This window comes from Streptomyces sp. NBC_00461 (assembly GCF_036013935.1).
Lineage (GTDB): Bacteria > Actinomycetota > Actinomycetes > Streptomycetales > Streptomycetaceae > Streptomyces.
Genome location: NZ_CP107902.1, coordinates 1,120,253 through 1,137,102 on the forward strand (window position 1 = coordinate 1,120,253; position 16,850 = coordinate 1,137,102).

17 protein-coding genes are annotated in these 16,850 nt (G+C 70.3%); 7 read left to right on the top strand and 10 right to left on the bottom strand.

Annotated features, from left to right (window positions below; genetic code table 11):
• Nucleotides 1-31: 31 nt before the first annotated feature.
• Nucleotides 32-1,204, bottom strand: a complete 1,173-nt coding sequence (locus OG870_RS05520; protein WP_266531574.1) for a thiolase family protein — start codon at nt 1,202-1,204, stop codon at nt 32-34.
• A 188-nt stretch (nt 1,205-1,392) separates the two neighbouring features.
• On the opposite strand from OG870_RS05520, the gene OG870_RS05525 reads away from it, so the two are divergent.
• Entirely contained in the window at nt 1,393-2,160 is a 768-nt protein-coding gene (locus tag OG870_RS05525; protein ID WP_266531572.1) for an SDR family NAD(P)-dependent oxidoreductase, read from the top strand.
• 44 nt (nt 2,161-2,204) lie between these two features.
• On the opposite strand, the gene OG870_RS05530 is transcribed toward OG870_RS05525, so the two are convergent.
• Nucleotides 2,205-2,912: a TetR/AcrR family transcriptional regulator gene (locus OG870_RS05530; protein ID WP_266586744.1), complete on the bottom strand. Its 708-nt coding sequence runs from the start codon at nt 2,910-2,912 to the stop codon at nt 2,205-2,207.
• A gap of 143 nt (nt 2,913-3,055) precedes the next feature.
• Here OG870_RS05530 and OG870_RS05535 point away from each other — a divergent pair, with 143 nt between their 5' ends.
• Together OG870_RS05535 and OG870_RS05540 are read left to right on the top strand one after the other, a co-directional pair.
• The gene (locus OG870_RS05535) at nt 3,056-3,475 is read left to right on the top strand and encodes a Zn-ribbon domain-containing OB-fold protein (RefSeq protein WP_266586742.1); all 420 of its coding nucleotides are present in this window, start codon (nt 3,056-3,058) and stop codon (nt 3,473-3,475) included.
• 26 nt (nt 3,476-3,501) lie between these two features.
• A complete protein-coding gene (locus OG870_RS05540) occupies nt 3,502-4,659 on the top strand; it encodes a thiolase family protein (protein ID WP_266531566.1) in 1,158 nt (385 codons plus the stop codon).
• A 73-nt stretch (nt 4,660-4,732) separates the two neighbouring features.
• Here OG870_RS05540 and OG870_RS05545 read toward each other — a convergent pair whose 3' ends face one another.
• From OG870_RS05545 to OG870_RS05555, 3 genes are all read right to left on the bottom strand, one after another.
• Nucleotides 4,733-5,671, bottom strand: coding sequence for a VOC family protein (locus OG870_RS05545; RefSeq protein WP_327690681.1), 939 nt, complete (start codon nt 5,669-5,671; stop codon nt 4,733-4,735).
• Between the two features lie 106 nt (nt 5,672-5,777).
• Nucleotides 5,778-6,107, bottom strand: coding sequence for a DUF4286 family protein (locus OG870_RS05550; protein ID WP_266586738.1), 330 nt, complete (start codon nt 6,105-6,107; stop codon nt 5,778-5,780).
• A gap of 49 nt (nt 6,108-6,156) precedes the next feature.
• The gene (locus tag OG870_RS05555; protein ID WP_266586736.1) at nt 6,157-7,599 is read right to left on the bottom strand and encodes a carboxyl transferase domain-containing protein; all 1,443 of its coding nucleotides are present in this window, start codon (nt 7,597-7,599) and stop codon (nt 6,157-6,159) included.
• A gap of 205 nt (nt 7,600-7,804) precedes the next feature.
• Here OG870_RS05555 and OG870_RS05560 point away from each other — a divergent pair, with 205 nt between their 5' ends.
• On the top strand, nt 7,805-9,274 hold the full coding sequence (locus OG870_RS05560) for an NAD-dependent succinate-semialdehyde dehydrogenase (protein WP_266586734.1): 1,470 nt from the start codon (nt 7,805-7,807) through the stop codon (nt 9,272-9,274).
• A gap of 157 nt (nt 9,275-9,431) precedes the next feature.
• Here OG870_RS05560 and OG870_RS05565 read toward each other — a convergent pair whose 3' ends face one another.
• Nucleotides 9,432-10,574 carry an amidohydrolase family protein gene (locus OG870_RS05565; RefSeq protein ID WP_327690682.1) on the bottom strand — a complete coding sequence of 381 codons (1,143 nt, stop codon included), beginning with the start codon at nt 10,572-10,574 and terminating at the stop codon, nt 9,432-9,434.
• A gap of 73 nt (nt 10,575-10,647) precedes the next feature.
• Entirely contained in the window at nt 10,648-11,484 is an 837-nt protein-coding gene (locus tag OG870_RS05570; RefSeq protein ID WP_266586730.1) for a hypothetical protein, read from the bottom strand.
• 235 nt (nt 11,485-11,719) lie between these two features.
• Here OG870_RS05570 and OG870_RS05575 point away from each other — a divergent pair, with 235 nt between their 5' ends.
• From OG870_RS05575 to OG870_RS05585, 3 genes are all read left to right on the top strand, one after another.
• A complete protein-coding gene (locus OG870_RS05575) occupies nt 11,720-13,150 on the top strand; it encodes an FAD-dependent oxidoreductase (RefSeq protein WP_269652471.1) in 1,431 nt (476 codons plus the stop codon).
• A 14-nt stretch (nt 13,151-13,164) separates the two neighbouring features.
• A complete protein-coding gene (gene fdxA, locus OG870_RS05580) occupies nt 13,165-13,515 on the top strand; it encodes a ferredoxin (protein ID WP_266586726.1) in 351 nt (116 codons plus the stop codon).
• A 67-nt stretch (nt 13,516-13,582) separates the two neighbouring features.
• Nucleotides 13,583-13,777: a ferredoxin gene (locus OG870_RS05585; protein WP_266586724.1), complete on the top strand. Its 195-nt coding sequence runs from the start codon at nt 13,583-13,585 to the stop codon at nt 13,775-13,777.
• 29 nt (nt 13,778-13,806) lie between these two features.
• Here the strand turns inward: OG870_RS05585 and OG870_RS05590 are convergent, their stop codons facing one another.
• The 3 genes from OG870_RS05590 to OG870_RS05600 are packed head-to-tail and all read right to left on the bottom strand — an operon-like array spanning nt 13,807 to nt 16,801.
• The gene (locus OG870_RS05590; protein WP_266586722.1) at nt 13,807-14,628 is read right to left on the bottom strand and encodes an NAD(P)-dependent oxidoreductase; all 822 of its coding nucleotides are present in this window, start codon (nt 14,626-14,628) and stop codon (nt 13,807-13,809) included.
• Nucleotides 14,629-14,666: 38 nt separating this feature from the next.
• Nucleotides 14,667-15,503, bottom strand: a complete 837-nt coding sequence (locus tag OG870_RS05595) for a mycofactocin-coupled SDR family oxidoreductase (RefSeq protein WP_266586720.1) — start codon at nt 15,501-15,503, stop codon at nt 14,667-14,669.
• 53 nt (nt 15,504-15,556) lie between these two features.
• Nucleotides 15,557-16,801 carry an NAD(P)/FAD-dependent oxidoreductase gene (locus tag OG870_RS05600; RefSeq protein ID WP_266586718.1) on the bottom strand — a complete coding sequence of 415 codons (1,245 nt, stop codon included), beginning with the start codon at nt 16,799-16,801 and terminating at the stop codon, nt 15,557-15,559.
• Nucleotides 16,802-16,850 lie beyond the last annotated feature (49 nt).

The window sequence follows — 16,850 nt, forward strand, 5'->3', positions numbered from 1 at the left end:
TAGGGAATTTCGAGGTGACCGTTCAGCCGATTCAGACCTCGATGAGGACCGCGCCGCCCTGGCCGCCACCGGCGCACATGGTCGCGAGCCCGAGACCGCCGCCGCGCCGCCGCAGCTCGTGCACGAGCGTGACGACCATGCGGGCACCGGACGCGGCCACCGGGTGGCCGAGGCTGCACCCGCTGCCGCTGAAGTTCACCCGCTCCTCGTCCAGCCCGAACTCCTTGCAGGCGGCGATCGGGACGGCGGCGAACGCCTCGTTGATCTCCCACAGCGTCACATCGGCGTACGTCAGTCCGGCTCGCCGCAGCACCTTGTCGGCCGCGCGCAGCGCCCCGAAGCCCATCAGCGCCGGGTCGACCCCGGCCGCGCCCCAGGCGAGGATCTTCGCCAGTGGCGTGAGCCCCTCGTCAAAGGCCACTTCCGCGCCGGTCACGGCCACCGCGGCGGCGGCGTCGTTGATGCCGCTGGAGTTGCCCGCGGTGATGGAGAAGCCCGGGATCTCGGGGTGCAGCACCTTCAGCGAGGCCAGCCTCGCCAACGAGGTGTCGCGCCGGGGGTGCTCGTCCACGGCGAACTCGACCGGGGCGCCGCCCGGGCCGTCCAACTTGAGCGGCACGATCTCGTCGGCGAACTTGCCGGCGTCGATCGCCGCGACCGCGCGCTGGTGCGACCGGCAGGCCCAGGCGTCCTGTTCCTCGCGGGTGATGCCGACGGCCTTGGCGGTGTTCCAGCCGACCGAGATCGACATGTCAAAGTTGGGCGCCTCGGGCGAGTTCGGGTGCGACGCGGGATACCAGTCGGCGTACTCGTCGGCCGTGCCGGCGACCCGCTGCCTGAGCCGCGGCGCCATCGAGGTCGCCTGCACACCACCGGCCACGAGCGCCGACTCCATGCCGGACTGCACCGACGCGGCCGCCAGGCCGATGGAGGTGAGACTGCCGGCGCAGTGCCGGTTGAGCGCGACGCCGGGCACGTCCAGCATGCCGTTCACGACGGCGGCGTAGCGCGCCAGGTCACCGCCTCCGTACTGACTCTCCGCGAGCAGGATGTCGTCGAACCGCTGGGGTTCGAGCCCCGATCGGCGCACCGTCTCCTCGACGATCGCCGAGGCGAGGGTCTCGCCGTCGGTGTTGGCGAGAGTGCCCTTGCGGGCGGTGCCGATGGCAGTGCGTACTGCGCTGACGATGACTGGAGCGGACACGTGCACCTCTCTGGGGTGATGGCCTCGGGTCCGCGGCGCCCTGATGGCCGACGCGAAACAGTAGTCAATACTGTTGCTGCAACAGTACAGTACTTCCGGTGAATCGAACCCTGCTGTTTCCAGTCGGGGCATCGACCCGCCGCCGCCCGACGGAACGCCGCCGGGGCGCGTCTTCCCCAGGAGGAATCGTGGATCTTTCCGGATCGTCCGCACTCGTGACCGGCGGCGCCGGCGGCTTCGGCGAGGCGACCACCCGCCGCCTGGTGGAGGCCGGCGTGAAGGTGGTGGTGGCCGACCGCGCCGAGGACAAGGGCAAGGCCCTGGCCGCCGAACTCGGCGACGCCGTGGTCTTCGTGCCCACCGACGTCACCAAGGACGAGTCGGTGGACCAGGCGGTCGCCGCCGCGACCGAGCTGGGGCCGCTGCGCACGGCCGTCATCGTCCACGGCGGTCCGGCGGCCGGGCGCCGGATGGTCGGCCGGGACGGCATCCCGTACTCGGCCGACATCTTCGCCCGGACGATGGACATCTTCCTCACCGGCACCTACCGCGTGATGAGCAAGGCCGCCGCGGCGATGACCCACAACGAACCGCTCGACTCCGGCCAGCGCGGCGTCGTCGTCTCCACCGCGAGCATCGCCGGCTTCGAGGGCCTGGCGGGGCAGAGCGACTACTCCGCGGCCAAGGGTGGCGTCATCGGGCTCACCCTCACCGCGGCACGGGACCTCGTCCCCGCGGGGGTGCGCGTCATGTGCATCGCCCCCGGCACTTTCTTCACGCCCGCCTACGGCATGACCGAAGAGGAGGCACAGGCCAAATGGGGGCCGGGGGTGCCCAACCCCAAGCGCATGGGACACGCCGACGAATACGCCCGGCTCGCCGTGCACATCGCCGAGAACGACTATCTCAACGGCACCGTGATCCGCATCGACGGCGCGCTGCGGTTCAACCTCTGACCCAGCGATTCAACCTCTGACCCACGCCCGGTCGGCCCGGCGGGTCAGGTCTGCTCGCCCTGCTCGGCGAGCGCCACCTCGAAGCCGCACAGCAACCGGGCGGCCGAGAAGGCGAAGTCCTCGTCCGTGGTGCCGGCGAGCGGATGCCGGTCGAGCAGACTCGCCAGGACCGGCATCGAGGACCAGTCGGTCATGCGCTGTTGCCGCTGGTCCAGGGTGGGCGTGTTCGACCGGCGCAGGAGGCGGTCGTGGATGATGTGGCCCCGCGTGTACACCGAGAAGGCGTTGTACGCCAGCATGGCGGCGTCAGGGGTGAACCCGGCGTCGACGAGCTTGCCGACCATGGCCTCGATCAGCTCCATCGTCCGCCGCGTCGCCTCGGCGCCGTAGCTGGACGTCCGGGTCAGCAGCAGGTCGGAGAGAACCTCGTCCTCCCGGTGGACGGTGCGCTGCGCGGTGAAATGCTCAAGCATGGCCCGCTGCCAGCTGTCCTCGGTACGTACCGCGGGCATCCGGGTGAGGAACCGGTCGACCGCGACGTCCGTCATCGCGCCGAGCAGGTCGGACTTCTTTCGGAAGTACCAGTAGAGGCTGGTCACACCGATGCCCAGATGCTCGGCGAGAGACGGCATGCTCAGTTGGTCCAGGGAGCGCCGACGAGCGACCGCGAAGGCGCCCTCCACTATTTCGTCGGCACTGATCGACCCGCGCTTGCGACGGTGCCGGGTCGTCTGCCGCTTTTCGTTCGGCACGATTCGATCCTCACCGGGAGTCTGAGCGCGAGGCGCTCGAGAGGGCGACCAGAGACCTCGACGAGGATACGGCATGGCTTACTGTATGACACGCTAGCAATGCGTTCCCCCTACCGACAGGCCTACCGACAGGGAGACCGGGCATGACCGAGTCACCGCCCCTGCTGCCCGCTCCGGACGAGCTGACCAGCTTCTTCTGGGAAGCCGCCCGCCGCCATGAGCTGATGATCCAGCGCTGCTCGGCCTGCGGCACCTACCAGCATCCGCCCGAGCCGGTGTGCCACTCCTGCCTTTCCTTCGACCTCGGCGGAGCCGAGGTGTCCGGCCGCGGGACCGTCTACAGCTACACGACGGCGACGCAGGCGTTCCACCCCTCCTTCGCCGACAAGCTCCCGTTGTGCATCGCCGTGGTCGAACTCGACGACCGACCGGGGCTGAAGCTCCTGACCAACATCGTCGATCTCCCGGCCGACGGCGTGAACGTGGGTGATCCGGTCGAGGTGTGCTTCCGCGCCCTCAGCGACGAGATCGACCTGCCCGTCTTCCGTCTGGTACGGGCCTGACCGACAACCACCCCCAAAGGACTCCCGTGCCCAAGAAACAGCGCGTCGCGATCGTCGGCGTCGGCTACTCGACGGTGGGCCGTGACACCGGCCTGTCGCTGGACACCCTCACCGCCCAGGCGTCCATCGCCGCGATGGAGGATGCCGGTGTCAAGCCGGCCGACATCGACGGCGTCGTCGTGCACAGCTTTCCGCACCAGTACGTGTCGGCGACACACACCGCGGCGATGCTGGGCATCCCCGACCTGGCGTTCTACTCCGGGTCGGTCGACGGCGCCGCCTACTCGATGGCCGCGCAGCACGCCATCGCCGCCATCGCCTCCGGCAGCGCCGAGACGGTCCTGACCCTGCGCACCGTGCATCGCGCGGGCGCGGCGGGTGGCAGTTCGCTGGTCCCGGGCATGGAACGCGGCGCGCCCGGGCCTTTCCAGTTCACCATGCCCTACGGCTCCTTCACCGGCTCCCACTGGGCCGGGCTGTACATGCAGCGGCACATGGCGATGTACGGCACCAAGGAAGAGGACTTCGGCGCCTTCGCCGTCGCCCAGCGCGAGTACGCGATCGCCAACCCGTCCGAGTCCTTCTTCACCGAACCGCTCACCATCGACGACTACCTGAGCGCGCGCTACATCGCCGCGCCCCTGCGGTTGCTGGACTGCGACTACCCGGTCGACTCAAGCTCGGCACTCATTTTCACCACCGAGGAGCGGGCGCGCGACCTGCGCCAGAAGCCGGTGTTCTTCGAGTCCTGGGCGATGGGCACCACCCAGGAGAGCGACTTCAGCCTGGTCGAGGACATGACGCAGTCGTCCCCGTTCCGGGCCGCCCGGCGCATGTGGTCGCGCACGGACCTGAAGCCGTCGGACGTGGGCGTGGCGGGGCTGTACGACGGCTTCTCCTTCATCGCACTGCAGTGGCTGGAGGCGCTCGGCTTCTGCGGCATCGGCGAGAGCGGTCCGTTCGTGTCGTCCGGGCACACCCGGGCCGACGGGGTCATCCCGACCAACACCGACGGCGGCGCCTGCAACATCGGACGCCGGCACGGCGCGAACTACTTCATCGAGGTCACCCGTCAACTGCGCGGTACGGCGGGTGAGCGCGCGCTGCCGGGCCGGCCGACGGCCGGCGTGGTGAGCAACGCCGTCGGCCCGTTCTCCGGCTGCGCCCTCATCACCGCCGAGTGACGCGCCTTTGCGTACCCGGACAATGTCGGGCCCGTGCGGAGGGACTCCGCACGGGCCCGCCGCATACGCGGGATCACTCCTCGAACGGATCGCCCTCCAGTACGTCCGTGGTGAACAAGTACGGCGCGTTGAAGGTGTCCTGCGGGTCGGCGGCGAGCAGGCCGGGGCGCGGGCGGGAGGTCCTGATGCCCTTGCCGTTCAGCCACTTCTGAGCCGAGTCCAGGTCGTTGACCCGGAAGGTGATCGAGTAGATCATGTTGCCCCACTGAGCGACGTGCCTGCCCAGCGGCGAGTGAGGCCCGAGCGGTTCGGCGAGCTGGAGCAGGCAGTCGCCGAGGTGGACGGTCGCGAACTTGTACTGCCCGCCGTCGTCGACGCCCTCGGCGATCGGCACGGCCTGCATGACGTCGACGTAGGTCTTCACCGCCGATTCGAGGTCCTTCACCCCGAGGGTCACGTACAGCATGCGCTTGATGCCGAGCGGGTGGCTGGTCTCCCAGAACTTGCGCTGTGAGGACCAGGTTCCGAGCTCGCGCGGGTCGTCCGGCATGTGGACCTTGCACAGCTCGACCATGAGGCCCGCGGTGTCGCGTGGGCTCGGGTAGAAGTACTGCGTGTCGGGGTCCATCTCCTCAATCTGGCCGCCGCCCGGCCTGCCGATGTAAAGGCCCTTCCCGATCATCCGGTTGCCCAGCCCGACCAGGTCGTCCACCAGGTAGCCGACCGAGTGCAGGTGCTGACCGAACTTGGTGTAGAACTTCCCGACCGGCTTGGTCGCATCGACCGGCGTGTTGGGTGCCATCGTCTCGATGCACAGGTCGCTGATCATGATCAGTCCGGCCCACCTGTCCTCCGGCGGGAGGAAGTTGGGCTCGTCGACGCCCATGTAGACCAGGCCGCCGAACACGTCCTCGTAGAACTGGTTGAGCTTCGTGACGTCATCGGTCATGTGGACCGCGTGGATCATCATGCCGATGCCGAAGTCACCGGTCTTCTTCGCCTGCTTCCGCACGACCGTCCCTCCGACGGGTAACCCTTCCGTATTGCTTATCGTAAGGCTTACAGTCTCATCTTGCGCAGCGCCCGGACATGCCGGCGCGGCACATCGGACCGAGGGGTCAGTCGACCGGGACGAGGAACTGCAGGTCGGGTGGCGCGGTGGTCGTGTCCATCGCCGGGGACATGTCGAACCGGCCGTTGTCGAAGGCCGCGGCCAGCGCCTGCGCCGCGCTCGCCGCATCGGCGTCACTCAGCTCGTAGCAGCACAGGTACCGCCGGGGTCCGGACTCCTCACCGGTGCCCAGGACCGCATAGCGGCGCACGGCCGTGACGGCCGGGACGGCCTCGCGCACCTGCGGGACATGCGTGTTGACGTACCAGTCGTTGAACTCGTCCTCCGCCTCGGGGCCCGCCGGGCTGCTCCAGGCCAGGAACATCGCAGTGCTCATCCCACCATTCCTTTCACGGTGTGCCGGGTCGTGCGCCGTCCGCCCGGACTCACTCCGGGCGGCACATCATCGAGGGCCTTCGCAGGTGGCTGCGGGCGAGCCTGTCCATGCGTGCGTCCCGCTCGCCGGGGTGCGCCTCGCGCAGGGCCACGAGGACCGCGGACCGGACCGCGCCCACGTCACCGTCCGGGAGCACGTCGTCGACCACCCCGAGCCGTGCGAGTTCCACGGCGGTCAGCCGGAACGACCGCGCCAGCTCCGCCGCCCGGGACGCGTCGCGAAAGAGGACCGCGGCTCCCGGCTCCGGACCGATGACGGAGAACACCGATCCCTCCAGCAGGAACAGGCGGTCGGTGTACGCGAAGGCCATGGCTCCTCCGCTGCCGCCCTCCCCGACGCACACGGCCACCGTGGGCACGGTCAGGCCGGACATCGCCAGCAGCGTCCGGGCGATCTCACCGGCCACACCGTCGGCCTCGGCCGCCGGTCCGGGCTCGGCGCCGGGAGTGTCGATCAAGGTGAGCACCGGCAGCCGCAACCGTTCGGCGAGGTCGAACGCGCGCTGGGCCAGGCGGAATCCGGCCGGGAGTACGCGCGCGGCCGCGTCAGGTCGGCTGTGCCGGTCCATCGCCACGACGACGAGGCGTTCGCCCGCCATGACGGCCAGGCCGGCCCGGACGGCCGGGTCGCCTCCCCGCAGCTCCACCCAGCCCTCGGTCAGCAGGGCACTCCACTCCAGCCCCGAGGGGCGGCGGGGATCCCGCGCGTGCAGGACGGCGGCCCAGGGGTCGCGGGGCATCGGCTTGCGGGGAGCCGGCAGCGGACGCCCGGGCGGGAGTCGCAGCGCCGGCCCGGGACCGTACAGCGCGTCGCCCAGCCACACCCAGTGGGCCTCGGGTCCGACGAGTGCGTCGACCCGCCCCTGCGTGTAGGCGGCCTGCGCGGTGTGCGAGTCGGCGGGCGGGAAGGAGCCGGTCACCTGCGCGACCACCCGGGGACCGGCGAATCCGATCGTGGCCCCGGGCTCGGCGGCGAGGACGTCGGCGAGGGAGGCCCAGGACGCGTAGACGCCGCCGGTCGTGTGCGGCCGCAGCACCGCGGCGAACGGCAGGCCGGCGCGGCGAAGGCGCCCGACAGCGCCGGCCGTGCGCGCCATCTGGGTCAGCGAGACCAGGCCCTCCTGCAGCCGCGCACCGCCGCTGGCCACGAACGCGGCGACCGGCAGCCGCTCCTCTCGGGCTCGGTCGAAAGCGCGCACGATGCGTTCACCGGCGGCCACACCCATCGTGCCGCCGTGCCGGTCGAACCGGCACTCGATCACCACGAGGGGACCACGGGGATGCTCGGCGACACCCGTACGGACGGACTCGTCCTGCGGGGCCGGAGCGTCGTAGCCGGGGAAACGGAGCGGGTTCGCCGAGGCGAGATCGGCATCCCACTCGTGCGTCAGCGAAGGCATGGACAGGCCCACGTGATTGCGCTCGACGGTCATGGAGTTCCCATCGAAGGGGTGCCATCGAGCGTGAGGCTCGGGCGAACAGATTGATGGTCCACCAACCATCTCAATTCCCGAGCCGCCCGACAACGCGGCAAACGTCACACCCGCGACATCGGAAAATGCTGGTCACACGCACTGACAAGGCATCCCGAAAGGTATACCGTAAAGCCCATCCGACTTCCATCTGGAGGCCCGCTCCATGACTGCCGAGAACTCCGCCCGGTCGACCTCCGCGGCCACGCTGTACATCGACGGAACGTGGCGGGCAGCCGCCTTGGGCCGGGAGTTCGACGTGTTCAACCCCGCCGACGGGTCCGTGCTGGGCGCGGCCTCGGACGGATCGGCGTCCGAGGCGCGGAGCGCGGTCGACTCCGCCGCGGCGGCGTTCGCCTCGTGGTCGCGCACGACCGCCTACGAGCGGGCGGCGTACCTAGAGCGCGCGCACGCGTTGATGCTGGAGCGCGCGGAGGACCTCGCCGTCCTCATGACCAAGGAGCAGGGCAAGCCGCTGAAGGCGGCCCGCAACGAGGTGCGCTACGCCGCGGACTTCCTGAGCTGGTACGCCGAGGAGGCCAAGCGGGTCTATGGCGCGACCATCCCGAGTTCGCGGGCCGGCCACCGCTTCATGACGATGCGTCAGCCGGTCGGCGTGGTCGCCGCGATCACTCCATGGAACTATCCGGTCTCCATGATCACACGCAAGGTGGCACCGGCGATCGCCGCGGGGTGCACGATCGTGCTCAAGCCGGCGGAGCAGACCCCGCTGTGCGCCGTCGCGGTCTTCCAGGTGCTGCACGACGCAGGCCTGCCCGCGGGTGTCGTCAACCTGGTCACCACGAGCGACCCGGCGCCGGTCGGCGACGCCCTGCTGGACAGCCCGGCCGTCCGCAAGCTGACGTTCACCGGGTCGACCGAGGTCGGCATGATGCTGGGCGCCAAGGCCGCGCAGACCGTCAAGCGGGTGTCGCTCGAACTCGGCGGTCACGCCCCGTTCCTGGTCTTCGGCGACGCCGACCCGCGGCGCGCCGCGAAGGGCCTCGGCCTGGTGAAATTCCTCAACACCGGTCAGGCGTGCATCTGCCCCAACCGGGTGTTCGTCCAGCGGGAGTTGGTCGACGACTTCCTCGACGTCCTCGTCCAGCGGGTGAGCGCGATGAAGGCCGGCAACGGGCTCGACCAGGACGTCAGCATCGGCCCGCTGATCGACGAGGCCGCCATGACGAAGATGCGGCGGCAGGTGGCAGACGCCGTCGGGCACGGAGCGAAGGTGCTGACCGGCGGCGAACGGCTCACCGACCCGCGCCTGCCGGGCGGCCGGTTCTTCGCCCCCACCATCCTGACCGACGTGACACCACGGATGGACATCTACCACGAGGAGACCTTCGGCCCGATCGCCCCGGTCATCGCCTTCGACGACGAGGACGAGGCCATCGCCATGGCCAATGACACGGCCTACGGTCTCGCGGCGTACGTCTACACCGAGAACCTCTCCCGCGCCTTGCGGGTCACCGAGGCGCTGCGCTTCGGCATCGTGGGGATCAACGACATCAACCCGACGAGCGCCGCCGCGCCGTTCGGCGGCACGAAGCACAGCGGGCTGGGTCGCGAGGGCGGACCGCAGGGCATCGACGAGTACCTCGACACCAAGCTGGTCGGCATCACGCTGTGACTCCTCGCGGACGTGCCTTTCCGGTGCGTGCACGGCGCACCCGTCGGCCCGCGCCGCTCTTCAAGTACGGCGCAGCCGCGGGCGTCAGACGCAGCCCCGCCCGGCCACCGACACTGTCCCCTCACATGTCGGTGGCCGGGCGGGGCGGTGCTGTGCCTCAGGCGTGGGAGCGCGGGAAGTTGTACAGACGGCGGGCGTTGAGTTCCACCATCAGGCGGACCTCGTCGTCCGGAACGTCGAGCATGACGTTCTCGAGCAACTTGCGGGTCTGGGGCCAGTTGCTGTCGGAGTGCGGGTAGTCGCTCTCGAACATGATGTTCTCCACGCCGATCAGATGGCGTGTGAACACACCGGCCCGGTCGGAGATGAAGCACCCGTAGACGTGGTCCTTGAACAGTTCCGAGGGACGGACGTCCTTGTTGACGTCGTTGTACCAGCGGTGCCGCTCCCACACCACGTCGATGCGCTCAAGCATGTACGGCATCCAGCCGATCCCGCCCTCGGACAGCGCGACCTTGAGGTTCGGGTGCTTGTGGAAGACGGGCGAGAGCAGCAGTTCCGCGGTCGCGGACATCGAGTTGAGGCCGAACAGCGAGATGCCCACGGTGAAGTTCGTGCTCATCGCCTCCGGTGAGGCCTGCGGGCTACCGCCCGACCCGAAGTGCAGCGAGAGCGGCAGGTCGTGGGCGGCGGCGGCCGCGAGCACCGGGTCCCAGTGGTCGCTGTGCCATGACGGCAGATCCCGCCGGTCGGGCAGTTCCGGGAAGGTCACGCTCTTGGCACCCTTGGCCGCTGTCCGCTCGATCTCGGCCACGCTCTGCTCGACGTTCCAGTACGGCACCATCACCAGCGGAATCTGACGTTCGGGATAGGCCGCGCACCACTCGTCCAGGATGAAGTCGTTGTAGGCCCGGACGCACGCGGCCGCGAGGTCGAGATCCTTCGACTTCGCAAATCCGCTGCCGGCGAATCCGCCCATGTTCGGGAAGCACATCTGGGCCCAGACGCCCTCGAGGTCCATGTCCCGGATGCGGTCGTGGATGTCGTGGCAGCCCGGAAGCATGTCGTCGTAGCTGCGCGGATCGAGCCCGAAGTCCTTGGGATCCTTGCCGGCCACCGCGTTGAGGGCCAGTGTGCCGGCGAGCGCGCCCTCATAGATCCATACGTCGCTGCCGTCCGGCCGGTGCTCGATCCGGGGGCCGGCCTCCCGGTATTTCTTGGGCAGGCGGTCGGTCCAGACGTTCGGGTGCTCGATGACGTGGTCGTCCACGGAGACGATCTGGGCATCAGGTGGCAGCATGCGGTCCTCCACATTCCAGTCAGCAAGGTGTCACCCACCTCGCCTGAACTCCGCGATCACACGCGGAGGCGGCTCAGTCGGTGTCGGTGATCTCGATGCGCGCTCCCCCGGCGTCGACCGGGGCGAGGAGGAGACTGTGCCGGCCGAACTGCTCGAACCGCACATCCCTTCCCACCAGGAACGTCCGCGCCGCGAGCAGATCCCGCACCGTGAAGGTCAGGCAGAAGATCCGCTCCCCGCGCTCGACGAGATGGCCGCCGGCGAGGTCCGCCCGCGAGCCGGTCGCCGAGCCGACGAACTCGACGGCATGGTCGTCGAACCGCACTCCGTGCCCGGCCATGTTCAGGTGCCGTCGCTCGACGACGTACGCCTCCCGGCCCACCAGCGCGGCGAGATCGGCGGCGGCCTTCTCCGGCTGTGCCGCGACCACCTTGACGGTCGCGCCGCCCACGAGCCCGAGGGCATGTTCGTCCGACCAGAAGGCGGGTTCGCGGTCCACGAGGTCGCGGTCATGGCTCTCGGCGCGGCGGTCAGTGAGCCCGATCGCCAGGCCGTGCATGTCCTTTGGGCGCACGAAGGCGCGGCCGTCGGCGTCTTCGCCGACCCGGACGCCGTGCTCTCGCAGCGCCGTGACGGCATCGCCCAGGGAGGACACCTGCCACTGCAGCGAATCCCAGCCGTTGCCGTCGGACCGGAGTGCGACGGCCCCGCCCGGCGCGGTCGGGGCGAACGTCTCGACACCGGTGCGATGGATCAGGACCAGGGCATGCCTGCTGCCCGCCGGCCCGTCCCCCCACCGCCGGAGAACCCGTGCGCCGAAAACGTCCTGCTGCAGAGTCAGCTCCGCGTCCAAGGACCGCGTGAACAGGTTCACCTGCCCGAGACGTTCGACCGCGAGAGGGGCCCGCATAGTGGCCCTCCGTCCTCATCGACGATACCGATAGCCCTACTGTAACTACCTCGCCACATCGGGGCAAGGACGTGGGAGCCCGCTGCGCCAACACGCCCGGACTTCGGCCGACAGCACTGCGCACCACCACTGGAGGGAGCTTCCCGTAATTGATACGGTATGGTGCACCACAGCCCCTTCGAAGCCCGGAACGGTTCAGGTTCCGCTCGACGTCGTCGCCGGAAAGGTCCGAGCCGTGGCCCAGACTCCCCCGCCCCGAATCGCCGTCATAGGCGCCGGCCCGTCAGGGTTCTACGCGACCGATCACCTCGTGCGCGCGGGCATGGCCGTCGATCTCTTCGACTGCCTGCCGACCCCCTACGGGCTGGTGCGAGCCGGCGTCGCACCCGACCATCCCAAGATCAAGTCTGTGGCCCGCGTCTTCGAGCGCACGGCCGCGCATCCCGCTGTCCGCTTCTTCGGCGGCGTCGAGTTCGGCGAGGCGATCACCCGCGCCGAGGTGCTCGAACGGTTCACGGCGGTCGTGTACGCGATGGGCACCGAACTCGACGCACGGCTGGGCATCCCCGGCGAGGACCTGTCCGGATCGCATCCGGCCACGCACTTCGTCTGCTGGTACAACGGCCACCCGGCCCACGCGCACCGGAGGTTCCACCTGGGCGGCTCCCATGCCGTGGTCGTGGGGAACGGCAATGTCGCGCTCGACGTGGCACGTATGCTCGTACTGCCCGAGGAGACCCTTCGCACAACCGACGCCTCTGACCGGGCGATCGACGCGCTCGCCTCCTCATCGCTGCGCCGGGTGAGCGTGCTCGGCCGGCGCGGCCCGGTCCAGTCCGCCTTCAGCACACCGGAGTTGCTGGAGCTGGGCCGGCTCGACGGCGTGGATGTCGTCGTCGATCCGGCCGAGCTCCAGCTCGACCCGCACAGTGCCCGGGAGCTGGCCGCTCACGGGGCCGACTCACCGGCGGCACGGCGGCTGGCGCTGCTCACCGAGTTCTCCCGGCGCCCGGCCTCGCCGGGCAGCCGGCGCATCGAACTCCGCTTCCTGCGCTCGCCCGTCGAACTCCTGGGTGATCCTGCGGGCGAGCGCGTGAGCGCGGTCCGCACCGCGCACAACGTACTGGAAGCCGATCTGGACGGGCGCGTCGTCGCGCGGCCGACCCACCGGCACGAGGTGCTGCCCTGTGACCTCGTCATACGCGCGGTCGGTTATCGCGCGCGCCCGGTCGAGGGCCTTCCGCTGGATCCGCACACCGGCGTCCTGCGCAACGTCGCCGGCCGGCTGGTGGGCCCCGACAGCGTGGCCCTGACCGGTGAGTATGTCGTCGGCTGGGCCAAACGCGGGCCCTCGGGGGTGATCGGCACGAACAAGTCGGACGCCGAGAACACCGTCACGGCCCTTCTCGACGACCTGCGCCGGGGACGGCTCAACGGACGTGCGAGTGCCGCGCCGGACGAGGTGCGGGCATGGATCCGCCGTGGTGTTCCGGCCTCCGTCGACTGGAACGCGTGGCTGTCGATCGACCGTCACGAGCGGGCGAGGGGCGAACCGCTCGGGCGACCGCGCGTCAAGCTCACCTCGCTCACCCAGATGCACGACGTCGTCGACCGGGCGCGCGCCGACGCGGTTTCGGATGCGGCGCGGCTCGCGCCACGAACGTGAGGAGGCAGTCCGTCATGCCGTATGTCATCACCACCAGGTGCGTCGACCTCAAGGACCGCGCGTGTGTACGCGAGTGTCCGGTCGACTGCATCTACGAGGGTGCCCGAGCCCTGTACATCAATCCGGAGGAATGCATCGACTGCGGCGCCTGCGCACCGGTGTGCCCGAACGACGCCGTCTACTTCGATCAGGAAGTGCCGGAAGCCCTTCAGGCGTCGATCGCCGACAACGCCGCCTTCTTCTCCCTTCCGCTGGTCGACGGGGCGCCGCTCGGCAATCCCGGCGGAGCGCGGTCCGTGGGTCCGGTCGACGCCGACACCCCCCTCGTCGTGGCGCAGCCACCGCAGGTCGGCGCCGGGGCCTGACCGACTCGAACCTCACCCGGCGCGGGGCCGACACACGCCCCGCCGCCCCCAGGAAAGGACACAGCACATGAAAGCATCCGTCGACTCGGCCAAGTGCAGCGGTCACGCGCGCTGCAACGCGGTCGCCCCGCAGGTCTTCACCGTGGACGACGACGGCTACAGCGACATCGGCTCCGACAAGGCGGTGCCCCCGGAGCTGGAGGCCGCGGCGCGCGCCGGGGCCACCAACTGCCCGGAGCGCGCCATCACGCTCAGCTCCTGACACGCGAATGCGGCCGCCGGCGTCGTCCTTCAGTCGTCGGCGGCCGCGTCGAGCCCGGCGATCGCCGCTCGGGCTGCCGAGAGCAGAAGCCCGCCCTCGCGGGCGGACACCATCGAGTCGGCCAGCAGTGCGACGTCCTTGCCGAGCGTCGGCCGGGCCTGGGACCGGGCGACGGCCGCCAGTCCGCCGGCACGAGCGTACATTTCGACGCCGAAGCTCCGGCCCGAGCCGCCCGCGAGCACCTTTCCGAAGGCCACGGGATCGATCCCGTGGCCTTCGGCGATCCGGAAGGCGTCCGCCGCGAGGGCGAGGTGCGCGGCAAGCATGGCGTTGTTCAGCAACTTGGCGTGCTGGCCCGCACCCACGGGTCCCACGTGCACGACCTCGGCGGAGAACGTCCGCAGCAGCGGCTCGAAGCGGGCGAACGTGCTCTGCTCGCCGCCGACCATCGTGATGAGTTCGCCCGCCTCCGCGCGGATCCGGCCACCGCTGACCGGGGCGTCCAGCAGGTGCAGACCGTACGTCGCGGCCTCGCGGGCCAGTGCCCGCACCTCGTCGGGCGAGATCGTGCTGTGCACCGCGATCGTCGCGCCGGCCGGCATCGCCGGTGCGACACCGGCCGGCCCGAAGAGGACCTCCCATGTGCCGGCCACGTCGAACAGGCAGGTCCCGAGCAGGTCGACGCCCTCGCCGAGGTCGGCGAGGGCGTCGGCCACCCGGGCCGGACCGGCGCGGAAGGGGTCGAGCGTCTCGGGGCGGCGGGCCCACACCGTGCAGTCGACCCCCGCCGCCGCGATGCGCGCGGCGATGGGCGCGCCCTGGTCGCCCAGGCCGACGAAACCGACGCGCATCAGTCCTCCTCCGCGCTGTGCAGCCGGATACCGCTCGATCAGATTTTGAGATGTCCTCCGGCGTCGCAGTTGATGAACTGCCCGGTGATGTAGCGCGACTCGTCCGAGGCCAGGAAGACGATCACCTGGCTGACGTCCGAGGGTTCCACCCACGGCACCGGTATGGCCTGCATCACCGGGAACGCCTCGGTCGCGTCCTCGCGCGTGGGGTGCTCCAGATCCGGCCGGAACGTCTGGTACATGGCCTCGTGGTGGAGCATGTCGGTGTTGCAGTTGGTCGGGTGCACCCCGTTGAGGCGAATGGAGTGGGGCGCCAGCACGAGCGCGAGGTCATGGACAAGCGAGACGAGCGAGCGCTTGGCCCAGGCGTAGGCCACGCCGCCCGGCTCCTTGCTCGGGCCGCCCTTGACCAGGGCGGCGAGGGAACCGGTGACCACCAGCGAGGCACCGGCACCGAGGTGCGGAATCGCCGCGTTGAGGGTGTTGAGCACGCCGCCGAAGTCGACGCCGCTGACGTCCACCCACGCCTGCAGGGGCTGGTCCTTCGTCATCGCGCAGATACCGGCGTTGGCCACCACGACGTCGATCTTGCCGAACTCCGCGACGCCGTCGGCCACCGCCTTCCGCATGGCGGCCCCGTCGCGGACATCGGCCTGGATGGTGAGGATCCGCCGGCCGAGCGCCTCGACCTCCTTCACCGTCTGTTGCTGATCCTCCTGCGTCGCCATCGGGTAGCTGATGGTGTCGAAGGAGGTGAGATAGTCGACCGCGATGATGTCCGCGCCCTCGCGGGCGAGCTGGACGGCGTGACTGCGTCCTTGCCCGCGTGCGGCACCGGTGATCAGTGCGACCTTGCCCGTAACCCGACCTGTCATGTCGTTTCTCCTCGCCGACGGGGCCTCACCTGGACGGTGACGCGCCGTCTTCCTCATGCTGGTGAATTCGTCCGTGACGGCGCCTGCGGGTGCAGTCCGTCGACAACGTCCAGGGCGTCCCCGAGTGCCGTCCGTTCCGTGACCAGCGCCCGCAGCCGCGTCACGACGCGGGCGAGACCGAATCCGAGGACGCCGGTCAGCTCGCCGTGACGGCTGTAGAGGTACAGCGGCCGGTCTCCGCCCGCACCGGTCATCCGTACGGTGATGTCGGCGCCCGCGTCCGGTTCGCCGACGCACTGGATCTTCGTGCCGTACTGGTCGCTCCAGAAGTACGGCACCTCGTCGAGCACCCGGCGCTCGTGCCCGGCGATGCCACTCGCCACGATCGCCGCCTGCTCGGTCGTGGTGGTCCAGTGCTCGATCCGCCGGTGCCGACCGGTGCGTGCATTGACCCAGCGCGCGACGTCGCCGACGGCGTAGACGTCCTCGTGGGACGTCCGCCCGGACGCGTCGCACACGACGCCGTCGTCGACCGCGATCCCCGAGCCCTCGACCCACTCGGTGTCCGGGACGACGCCGAGGCCGACCACCAACGCGTCGAGCGCGACACTCCTGCCGTCGGAGAGCCGGACCGCGGAAAGGTTCTCACCGTCCAGGACGACCTCGTCGATCGTCACCCCGCACCGCAAGTCGACCCCGGCCGCCCGATGGCGTCTGGCGATCTCGGCTCCCGCTTGCGGACCGAGCGCGTGTGACAGTGGCGCCGAGCGGACCTCTACGAGGGTCACGTCGCAGCCCGTCTCCCGGGCACTGGCCGCCACCTCGCACCCGATGAAGCCGGCACCGAGCACGCCGATGCGGCCCCGGCCCGCGACGGCCGCAGCGATGTGGGCGGCGTCCTGTGCGGTGCGCAGGGACCAGACGTTCGCCGCGGCACCGGCGGCTTCCCACCGGCGGGCCCGTGCGCCGGTCGCGATGACGAGCACGTCGTAGGGCAGCTCTCCGCCGCCCTCCAGGTGGACTCGGCGAGCCGTGGTATCCACGCCCCTCGCCACGGTGCCCAGCCGCAGATCCAGTCCGAGGGCGTCCAGTTCCTTCGGCTCGCGCAGCAGTGGCGGGTTGGCGCGCGTGCCCTTCAGTACCTCTTTCGACAGCGGCGGCCGGTCGTAGGGCGGCTCGGCCTCCGCGCCGACCACGACGACGGACCCGCCGAAGCCGAGCCTGCGCAGTTCCTCTGCCACGGTCAGACCACCGAGGCCGGCGCCCACGACCACCACCTGCCGCACGTCGGCCCTCACGTGCTTTCCTCTCCGCTGCACGCCCCGCTGTGGCCGGTGCTCGGTGCGG

What these genes read in the sequence shown, in the direction of transcription:
- OG870_RS05535 (WP_266586742.1), top strand. Translation starts at nt 3,056, where the DNA reads ATGACCGAGTCACCGCCCCTGCTGCCCGCTCCGGACGAGCTGACCAGC.
- OG870_RS05550 (WP_266586738.1), bottom strand. Translation starts at nt 6,107, where the DNA reads ATGAGCACTGCGATGTTCCTGGCCTGGAGCAGCCCGGCGGGCCCCGAG.
- OG870_RS05555 (WP_266586736.1), bottom strand. Translation starts at nt 7,599, where the DNA reads ATGACCGTCGAGCGCAATCACGTGGGCCTGTCCATGCCTTCGCTGACG.
- OG870_RS05560 (WP_266586734.1), top strand. Translation starts at nt 7,805, where the DNA reads ATGACTGCCGAGAACTCCGCCCGGTCGACCTCCGCGGCCACGCTGTAC.
- OG870_RS05565 (WP_327690682.1), bottom strand. Translation starts at nt 10,574, where the DNA reads ATGCTGCCACCTGATGCCCAGATCGTCTCCGTGGACGACCACGTCATC.
- OG870_RS05570 (WP_266586730.1), bottom strand. Translation starts at nt 11,484, where the DNA reads ATGCGGGCCCCTCTCGCGGTCGAACGTCTCGGGCAGGTGAACCTGTTC.
- fdxA (WP_266586726.1), top strand. Translation starts at nt 13,165, where the DNA reads ATGCCGTATGTCATCACCACCAGGTGCGTCGACCTCAAGGACCGCGCG.
- OG870_RS05585 (WP_266586724.1), top strand. Translation starts at nt 13,583, where the DNA reads ATGAAAGCATCCGTCGACTCGGCCAAGTGCAGCGGTCACGCGCGCTGC.
- OG870_RS05590 (WP_266586722.1), bottom strand. Translation starts at nt 14,628, where the DNA reads ATGCGCGTCGGTTTCGTCGGCCTGGGCGACCAGGGCGCGCCCATCGCC.
- OG870_RS05595 (WP_266586720.1), bottom strand. Translation starts at nt 15,503, where the DNA reads ATGACAGGTCGGGTTACGGGCAAGGTCGCACTGATCACCGGTGCCGCA.